Here is a 9,635-nt window from a genome sequence, read left to right as displayed (position 1 = left end):
TATTATTTAGACAAGCATTTAGATCTGTTGTATTCAAAATTCATACGTGTAATGTCTAGCAATTGTATTTCTTGAGGGCAAACCATAGCACATGCACCTGTATTAGAACAACTACCAAAACCTTCTTCGTCATGCGCATTTATCATCCATTGTACTCGTTCATTGCGTTCTACTTTTCCTTGAGGAAGTTTTGCTAAGTGACCAATTTTGGCAGATACAAAAAGAGCTGCAGATGAGTTTTTACAAGTTGCTACACAAGCACCGCAACCAATACATGCAGCACTATCAAATGCACTTTCAGCAATTTCGTGGTGAATTGGGATTGAGTTGGCCTCTGGAGCCATTCCTGTAAAAGAAGAGATATATCCTCCAGCTTGAATAATTTTATCCATTGAACTTCTATCCACTTTTAAATCCCTAATAACAGGGAATGAATTTGCTCTAAAAGGTTCAATTGTTATAGTATCCCCATCACTAAATGACCTCAGATGTGTTTGACAAGTTGTATAATGTTCTTCAGGACCATGTGCTTTTCCATTAATAACTAATGAACATTGTCCACAAATACCCTCTCTACAATCGTGATCAAATTCAACAGCAGGTTCACCTTTTGGAGCAAGTTGCTCGTTCAATACATCTAACATTTCTAAAAATGAAGTATCTGGACTTAAATCGGATAACTCATAGGTTACTAATTTTCCCTTTGTTTTGGCGTTTTCTTGTCGCCATATTTTAAGTGTTAATTTCATAATTTTATTATTTGTATGACCGTACTGTTGGTGTAACTTCAGTAAATTCAAGAGGTTCTTTATGTAATTTCCATTTTTCTCCATTTTGCCATTCCCAAGCAGATGAATACATATAGTTTTTATCATCTCTCATGGCTTCTCCTTCAGCAGTTTGATAGTCTTCACGGAAGTGAGCGCCACAACTTTCTTTTCTATCTAGCGCATCAACGGCCATAAGTTCTGCTATTTCTAAATAATCGGCTAGACGTCCAGCTTTTTCTAATTCAGAATTAGGTCCATTTTCATTACCAGGAATTGCTGCATTTTCCCAAAACTCTTTTCTTAATTTTCTAATTTCTTCAATAGCCCAAATCATTCCTTTTTCATTTCTAGACATGGCTACTTCTTTAAACATAATTTTACCCAATCTCCTATGAATTTGATCAACAGGCATAGTACCTTTAATAGCTAATAATTTTGCAACTTGATCTTTTACTTCTTTTTCTGCCACTTCAAATTCAGTAGTATCTGTTGAAATTTTCCCAGTACTAATTTCATTAGATAAGTAGTTAGAAATAGTATTTGGTAAAATAAAGTTACCATCAACTGAAGCCTGTAAAAGTGAGTTGGCACCTAAACGATTTGCGCCGTGATCTGCAAAATTTGCTTCTCCAACTGCAAATAAGCCAGGAATTGTGGTTTGTAATTCATAATCAACCCATAAGCCACCCATAGAGAAATGCGCAGCTGGTGAAATTTTCATTGGTTCTTTATAAGCATTAATTGCTGTAATTTTTTCATACATAGTGAAAAGATTACCGTAGCGTTCTTTAATAGTATCTTCACCTAATCGGTCAATAGCTGTTTTAAAATCAAGATATACAGCATTTTTTAATGGTCCAACACCGTGTCCTGCATCCATTCGCTCTTTAGCAGCTCTTGATGCAACATCACGAGGAACTAAATTACCAAATGCTGGATAACGACGTTCTAAGTAATAATCTCTTTCTTCTTCTGGAATGTCTCCGGGAGCGCGTTTTTCATCTTTATTTTTTGGAACCCAAATACGACCGTCATTTCTTAATGATTCAGACATCAATGTTAGTTTTGATTGGTGCTCACCAGATTGAGGTAATGCCGTTGGATGAATTTGTGTCCAAGAAGGGTTTGCAAAAAATGCACCTTTTTTATGCGCGCGCCAATTTGCCGAACCATTTGAATTCATTGCTAAAGTGGATAAATAAAAGATTTTACCAAAACCACCTGTTCCAAAAACTACAGCGTGGGCAGCATGTCGTTCTATTTCACCTGTGTTTAAATTTCTGGCAATTATTCCCCTAGCTTTACCATTTACAATTACAATATCTAAAATTTCATGGCGGTTGTATTGTGTTAATTTTCCAACTTTAATTTGTTTCATCATTGCTTGATAAGTGGCTAATAATAATTGTTGACCACTTTGCCCACGCGCATAAAATGTACGTGAAACTAATACTCCACCAAAAGACCTATTACTTAAATAACCACCATATTCACGTCCAAAGGGAACACCTTGGGCAACCATATGGTCAATTAAATTAGCAGAAACTTCTGCCATTCTATATACATTCGCTTCGCGAGATCTAAAATCTCCACCTTTAATGGTGTCATAAAACATTCTGTATACATTATCACCGTCGTTTTTATAATTTTTTGCGGCATTCACACCACCTTGTGCAGCAACGGAATGTGATCTACGTGCTGAATCTTGAAAAAAGAATACTTTTACATTATAACCTAATTCTGCCAACGAAGCGGCTGCACCACCACCTGATAATCCACCACCTACAACAATGATATCTAATTTTTTTCTATTTGCAGGATTTACAATTTTAGTTTTAGCAAGGTAATTTTGCCATTTATCTTTTAAAGGTCCTTCTGGAATTTTTGCGTTAAGAGCCATAGTTCTATTTTATTTAAAGTAAAGAATGATTGGAATAATGGCATATAAAATTGCCATAACTAAACTAAAGCATAGTGCGATATACTTAATAATGTTCATTATTTTTTTAGGGTAAATACCTAAAGATTGATGAGCACTTACAATACCATGCACTAAATGAAAGCCTAAAGCTAAAATTCCTATTTCGTAAATAAGTACAATCCACCAAATTTTAAAAGTGGCGAATACCAAATCATACAAATCATGTTCAGTTCCAAGCACTTTATATTTTAGCCAAAATTGTGCCATATGGATAATTATAAAAATACCAATTATAGTTCCTAAGATACCCATATTTCTTGAATACCAAGTGCTAGTAGAAGTATCGGTTACCTGATATTTTTCACCTCGAGATTTGTTGTTTTGAAGTGTTATTAATAAAGCATCTATTGCGTGAATTAAAATAGCAGCATATAAAACCCATGCAACAATTGTTACTGGCCAAAAACTCACTAAAAAGTGAGAATATGCATTATACATATCGTGCACATTTTCCACACCTCCCCAAAATTCTATAGGAAAAAATGACTCAGGAATTACTAAGATAAGATTTCCTATCAAGTGAATTACAAGGAAAAAGATGATAAATAGTCCGGTTATGGCCATTAAATTTTTGCGCCCAACCGATGATTTGAATAGTCCTTTTTTTATTGCCATATGGCTAATTTTTAGAGTTTAGAGGTTAAAGATAGAAGAGCACGACGTTTTTGCGAATGACATTTGTCAGATTTCAGACTCGCAGCATTGTTTAGATTGAGTCTAAATTAACATAATATTATAAATGTGTGTTTAAAAACATTAACTCAATTGATTATATTTGTGCTTAAAAAAAATAAATTAAAAAAAATGGGCGGATTATTATCTTCATCAATTGCAAGGAAAGTAGCTATGGCTTTGTCGGCACTTTTCCTTATTTTTTTCTTAATTATTCATTTAGCAGTTAATTTAACTTCGTTATTTAGTGAAAGTGTCTATAATGATTTATCCCATTTTATGGGAACAAATCCTTTGGTACAATTTGGACTACAACCAGTACTTATTTTTGGTGTTGTTTTTCACTTCGTAATGGGGTTTATTTTAGAGCTAAAGAATAAAAAATCAAGAAATGTAAAATATATAAAATTCAACGGTGCGGCAAATGCTTCTTGGATGTCAAGAAATATGGCTATTAGCGGAGGTGTTATTTTAATTTTTATTGTAATTCACTTTATTGATTTTTGGATTCCTGAATTAAACATAAAATTTGTACAAGGCGATATGTCGGGTATGGAAAATGGGGAATACAGATACTTTGCACACTTACAGCACAAATTTATGAATCCTGTTAAAGTAGGAATTTATGTAGTTGCATTTGTGCTATTAGCATTGCACTTATTGCACGGCTTTCAATCAGCATTTCAATCTATTGGTTTTAATAATAAATACTCAAAATTTGTAAAAAATCTTGGAGTTATTTATTCAATAGTAATCCCATTAGGGTTTATTGTTATTGCATTATATCATTATTTTAACCATTAATCTTAAGAGAATATGACTACTTTAAATTCAAGAGTACCAGAAGGTCCAATAAAAGATAAATGGACAACTTATAAAGACAAAATTAATCTTGTGAATCCAGCAAACAAACGTAATATTGATATTATTGTGGTTGGAACAGGTTTAGCAGGAGGTTCGGCTGCGGCTACTTTGGCAGAATTAGGTTACAATGTAAAAGCTTTTGCTTATCAAGATTCTCCTCGTAGAGCACATTCAATTGCTGCTCAGGGAGGAATTAATGCATCGAAAAATTACATGGGTGATGGTGATTCAAATTACCGCCTATTTTATGATACTGTAAAAGGAGGAGATTATCGTTCACGTGAAGCAAATGTGCATCGTTTGGCCGAAGTTTCAGGAAATATTATTGACCAATGTGTAGCACAAGGTGTTCCTTTTGCAAGAGATTATGGAGGATTATTGGATAATCGTTCTTTTGGTGGAGTATTAGTTTCCAGAACTTTTTATGCAAAAGGTCAAACAGGCCAACAATTACTTTTAGGAGCGTATTCTGCAATGAATCGACAAATTGCTCGCGGGAAAATAGAAATGTTTAACCGTCATGAAATGCTAGATGTTGTAAAAATTGACGGAAAAGCTAGAGGAATAATTGCTCGCAATTTAGTGACTGGTGAATTAGAACGTCATTCGGCTCATGCTGTTGTAATTGCAACTGGAGGTTATGGGAATGTGTACTTTTTATCAACCAATGCAATGGGATCTAATGTTACAGCTTCTTGGAAAATTCATAAGAGAGGAGCATTTTTTGCGAATCCTTGTTTTACACAAATTCACCCAACTTGTATTCCACGATCTGGAGATTATCAATCGAAATTAACGTTGATGTCTGAGTCACTTAGAAATGATGGTCGTATTTGGGTACCTGCTAAATTAGAAGACGCAAAAGCAATTCAAGAAGGTAAATTAAAACCAACTGCAATTCCAGAAGAAGATAGAGATTATTACTTGGAGCGTCGTTATCCTGCGTTTGGTAACTTAGTGCCTCGTGATGTTGCATCAAGAGCTGCTAAAGAGCGTTGTGATGCAGGCTATGGAGTAAATGCTACAGGAGAGGCAGTTTACTTAGACTTTGCAGCAGCAATTCATCGTTATGGAAGCGAGCAAGCTAAAATTCATGGAATTAAAAATCCTTCAGAAGAAAAAATAATTGAATTAGGAGAGGGAATTATTGAAGCGAAATATGGAAACTTATTTCAAATGTATGAGAAAATTGTCGATGAGAATCCTTACAAAACACCTATGATGATTTATCCTGCAACACATTATACAATGGGTGGTGTTTGGGTTGATTATAATTTAATGACAACCGTTCCAGGTTTGTACTGTATTGGTGAGGCGAACTTTTCAGATCACGGTGCAAATAGGTTAGGAGCTTCGGCTTTAATGCAAGGTTTAGCTGATGGTTATTTTGTTTTACCTTATACGATAGGTGATTATTTAGCCGATGATATTAGAACGGGAAAAATATCAACTGATTCTCCAGAATTTGATGAAGTTGAAAAATCGGTAAAAGATCAATTAGAATTTTTCGTCAACAATGAAGGAACGCACTCTGTAGACTATTATCACAAAAAACTGGGTTTAATTATGTGGAATAAAGTTGGTATGTCACGTAATGAAAAAGGATTGAAAGAGGCGATAAAAGAAATCCAAGAAATTCGTGAAGACTTTTGGAAAAATGTGAAAGTACCAGGAAGTTTAAATGAATTAAATCCTGAGTTAGAAAAGGCAGGTAGAGTTGCTGATTTCCTTGAATTAGGTGAATTATTTGCTAAAGATGCTCTAGATAGAGAGGAATCTTGTGGAGGTCATTTTAGAGAAGAACACGTAACGGAAGATGGTGAAGCCAAACGCGATGATAAAAATTACGCATATGTAGCAGCTTGGGAATACACAGGGAAACCAAGTGAAGCTATTTTACATAAAGAACAATTAGAATTTAAAGATATCGAATTAAAAACTCGTTCATACAAATAAGAAAGACATTATGGATTTAACGTTAAAAATTTGGAGACAAAAAGGACCTCAAGATAAGGGGCAAATGGTCGAATATAAAGTTACCGATATTTCAGAGCACATGTCATTTTTAGAAATGATGGATGTGTTAAATGAAAGTTTGGTAGCAAAAAATGAAGTGCCAATTGCTTTTGATCATGATTGCAGAGAAGGTATTTGTGGAATGTGTTCGTTACATATTAATGGAGAGCCTCACGGTCCAGACCGTGGAATTACAACATGTCAACTGCACATGCGTACTTTTAAAGATGGAGATACTATTTATATTGAACCATTTAGAGCAAAAGCATTTCCAGTAATAAAAGATTTAGTAGTAGACCGAACAGCATTTGAGCGAATTCAACAAGCTGGAGGTTATATTTCAGTAAATACATCTGGAAACACACAAGATGCAAATGCAATTCCTATTTCTAAACACAATGCAGATTTATCTATGGACGCTGCAGCTTGTATTGGTTGTGGTGCTTGTGTAGCAAGTTGTAAAAACTCTAGCGCTATGTTATTTGTTTCTGCAAAAGTATCACAATATGCACTATTACCACAAGGTAAAATTGAAGCAAAAGATCGTGTTAAAAACATGGTAGCACAAATGGATTTAGAAGGTTTTGGAAATTGTACCAATACTGGTGCTTGTGAAGTAGAATGTCCTAAAAGTATTTCATTAGAAAATATTGCACGTATGAATCGTGAATATTTAAAAGCGAGTATCTAGTTTTTAAAACATATTCGTGTAAAAACAAAAAACCTAATTCAATTTTTGAATTAGGTTTTTTTGTTTTTAATAATAATTAATTATTGTTTAACAATAATTAATTATATATTTGTTGTATAAAAAAACTATTTTATGAGAAAATTGAATATACTTAAATCTATTATTGATATTTTTTGGATTTTTTCAATGATTTCAATACCTATCATTATTTTTCTGTTTGGTTTTGTTTTTTTTATTGAGGACCTTAGCGCCTTTAATATAAAAATTAATGGTTTAAAAATAGAAACAACTACCATTGTTACAAAAGTAATTTTAGCAGTTATGTTGGTATCATATTTATTATTAATTTACTGTTTATATTTGTTTAAAAAATCACTTCGCTATTTTCAAAAACTTAAAATATTTGATGATTTAGTTATTGATAACTTTAATAGGATTGGTGTTTTTTTGATTATTTCTTCAATTTTAACTGTAGGATCGTCAATAGTTTATAATGCACTATATCAAAAAAAATTGAGTTTAGAAATTGGTTTTAGTCCATTTATTTTAATGTTGAGCTTAGGTTTTTTCTTTATGGTTTTAAGCGAAATATTTAAAATTTCAAAAAATATGAAAGAAGAAAACGAACTAACAATATAAACTATGCCTATAATTGTAAATTTAGATGTAATGTTAGCTGTTCGTAAAATGAGAAGTAAAGACCTCGCTGAAAAAATTGGAATTACACCAGTGAATTTATCAATTTTAAAATCGGGTAAGGCAAAAGCAATACGATTTTCTACTTTAGAAGCTATTTGTAGAGAATTAAATTGTCAACCAGCTGATATTTTAGAATTTTCATCAGAAGAATAACCTTATTTTAAACAACTATTTTATGCAATCATTTAATTTACCTTTCAAGTCTAAATTACCAGAAATACCAACTTCTATATTTTCAATAATGAGTGGTTTGGCAACTCAGCAAAATGCTTTGAATTTATCTCAGGGATTTCCTGATTTTAAAAGTGATTCAAAATTGATAGCGTTGGTAAATACCGCCATGAAAAATGGTAAAAATCAATATGCGCCAATGCCTGGTATTTTTTCGTTAAGGGAGCAGATAGCTCTAAAAGTAGAAAGTTTATATGGAGTTTCTTATAATTCAGATACTGAAGTTACTGTTACAGCTGGAGCAACACAAGCTATATTTACTGTAATTGCAGCGACCATTAAAAAAGATGATGAGGTGATTATTTTTAAACCTGCATATGATTGTTACGAACCTAGCATTGAACTTTTTGGAGGCAAAACAATTTCAGTTCAATTAAACCCAGAAGATTTCAACATAGATTGGGATAAAGTGAAAGGCTTAATTACTGATAAAACCAGAATGATAATTGTAAATACACCTCATAATCCTTCAGGTAGAGTTTTATCTAAAAATGATATGCAACAATTGGAAGCTTTATTAAAAAATACTAATATTTTGTTGCTAAGTGATGAAGTTTATGAGCATATAATTTTTGATGGGGAACAACATCAATCAGCGGTTTTATTTCCTGCATTGGTTGAAAGAACTTTTATCGTGGCTTCCTTTGGAAAAACGTTTCATAATACAGGTTGGAAAATGGGTTATTGTATTGCACCAGCTGAGTTAACAAACGAATTTAGAAAAGTTCATCAGTTTAATGTGTTTAGTGCAAATCACCCAACACAAGTTGCATTGGCTGAATATTTAAAAACGCCTTCAAATTATTTGGAATTAGGTGATTTTTACCAACATAAAAGAGATTTGTTTTTAAGCTTAATAAAAGATTCAAGATTCGAATTTGAACCATCAAAAGGAACGTATTTTCAATTGTTAAATTTCAAAAAAATTACGGATGAAAGCGATTACGATTTTGCATTTCGCTTGACTAAAGAGCAAAAAATTGCTTCGATACCAATTTCAGTTTTTAATGAAAACAATTTTGATTCAAAAGTATTACGTTTTTGTTTTGCTAAAGAAGATGAAACCTTAAAAAGAGCAGCTGAGATATTAAATAAAATCTAGTTTCATAAGCCAATCGGTTTGTTTATCGTTACCAATATAATAAAAGTGAGTATCAAATTTTTTGAAATCATAGCGTTGGTAAAATTTTATTGCGGCTCTATTTTTTTCCCAAACACCAAGCCATAAAAAGGAAACGTTGTTTGATTTAACAATTTTAAAGATTTCAAACAGCATATACTTTCCAATTCCTTGATGTTGAAATTGTTCAATAACATAAATTCGTTCAAGTTCAATTGTTTTAGTATTAAATGTTTCGGTTTGAGCTTCGTTTTTATTGAGTTTAAAATAGCCAACAAGCTTATTATTTAGATAAGTAAAGTAAAAGTCAGAGTTTTCATTTAGAAGCTCAGACCTGATTTTCGATTCACTAAATGCAACATTTATATAATTGCTAAAATCCTTAGGGTTGTTGGCTTTTTCAAAAGCATTAATAAATGTAGTTTTAGATATTTCTACAAGTTTTTTTAAGTTTTTAAGGCTACATTTTTTAAAAGATAAATTCATTAATAAAAAAATGTTTAATTTAGTGCAGCATTAATTTTTTGCATAAACTCTTCAATTTTTGAAGGCTCAAGCCATCTTGTTACAACCACAAGGTCATTTTCTTTA

General features: G+C 32.4%; 10 protein-coding genes. 6 read left to right on the top strand and 4 right to left on the bottom strand.

What is annotated here, in order from left to right; all coding sequences use genetic code 11:
* Window positions 1-2: 2 nt before the first annotated feature.
* The 3 genes from HKP59_RS06805 to HKP59_RS06795 are packed head-to-tail and all read right to left on the bottom strand — an operon-like array spanning window position 3 to window position 3,366.
* Complete coding sequence (locus HKP59_RS06805) at window positions 3-749, bottom strand: succinate dehydrogenase/fumarate reductase iron-sulfur subunit (RefSeq protein WP_291804838.1); 747 nt, start codon at window positions 747-749, stop codon at window positions 3-5.
* A 7-nt stretch (window positions 750-756) separates the two neighbouring features.
* Window positions 757-2,670 (bottom strand): fumarate reductase/succinate dehydrogenase flavoprotein subunit, encoded by a 1,914-nt coding sequence (locus tag HKP59_RS06800; RefSeq protein WP_291804836.1) that lies wholly within the window; start codon window positions 2,668-2,670, stop codon window positions 757-759.
* A gap of 9 nt (window positions 2,671-2,679) precedes the next feature.
* Window positions 2,680-3,366: a succinate dehydrogenase cytochrome b subunit gene (locus HKP59_RS06795; protein ID WP_291804834.1), complete on the bottom strand. Its 687-nt coding sequence runs from the start codon at window positions 3,364-3,366 to the stop codon at window positions 2,680-2,682.
* Between the two features lie 189 nt (window positions 3,367-3,555).
* On the opposite strand from HKP59_RS06795, the gene HKP59_RS06790 reads away from it, so the two are divergent.
* The 6 genes from HKP59_RS06790 to HKP59_RS06765 all read left to right on the top strand — a co-directional run bounded on the left by HKP59_RS06790 (window position 3,556) and on the right by HKP59_RS06765 (window position 9,026).
* Window positions 3,556-4,227, top strand: coding sequence for a succinate dehydrogenase cytochrome b subunit (locus HKP59_RS06790; RefSeq protein ID WP_291804832.1), 672 nt, complete (start codon window positions 3,556-3,558; stop codon window positions 4,225-4,227).
* Between the two features lie 12 nt (window positions 4,228-4,239).
* Complete coding sequence (locus HKP59_RS06785; RefSeq protein WP_291804830.1) at window positions 4,240-6,243, top strand: fumarate reductase/succinate dehydrogenase flavoprotein subunit; 2,004 nt, start codon at window positions 4,240-4,242, stop codon at window positions 6,241-6,243.
* Window positions 6,244-6,253: 10 nt separating this feature from the next.
* Entirely contained in the window at window positions 6,254-6,994 is a 741-nt protein-coding gene (locus tag HKP59_RS06780; protein WP_291804829.1) for a succinate dehydrogenase/fumarate reductase iron-sulfur subunit, read from the top strand.
* Window positions 6,995-7,126: 132 nt separating this feature from the next.
* Window positions 7,127-7,633, top strand: a complete 507-nt coding sequence (locus HKP59_RS06775) for a DUF2975 domain-containing protein (protein ID WP_291804827.1) — start codon at window positions 7,127-7,129, stop codon at window positions 7,631-7,633.
* A gap of 3 nt (window positions 7,634-7,636) precedes the next feature.
* Entirely contained in the window at window positions 7,637-7,846 is a 210-nt protein-coding gene (locus HKP59_RS06770) for a helix-turn-helix transcriptional regulator (RefSeq protein ID WP_291804824.1), read from the top strand.
* Window positions 7,847-7,868: 22 nt separating this feature from the next.
* Window positions 7,869-9,026, top strand: coding sequence for a methionine aminotransferase (locus HKP59_RS06765; protein ID WP_291804822.1), 1,158 nt, complete (start codon window positions 7,869-7,871; stop codon window positions 9,024-9,026).
* Here the strand turns inward: HKP59_RS06765 and HKP59_RS06760 are convergent.
* Window positions 9,012-9,530 carry a GNAT family N-acetyltransferase gene (locus HKP59_RS06760; protein WP_291804819.1) on the bottom strand — a complete coding sequence of 173 codons (519 nt, stop codon included), beginning with the start codon at window positions 9,528-9,530 and terminating at the stop codon, window positions 9,012-9,014. The genes HKP59_RS06765 and HKP59_RS06760 overlap by 15 nt on opposite strands.
* Between the last annotated feature and the right edge of the window lie 105 nt (window positions 9,531-9,635).

The organism is Lutibacter sp. (assembly GCF_013041805.1).
GTDB lineage: Bacteria > Bacteroidota > Bacteroidia > Flavobacteriales > Flavobacteriaceae > Lutibacter.
This window is presented reverse-complemented; position numbering and strand designations above follow the sequence as displayed.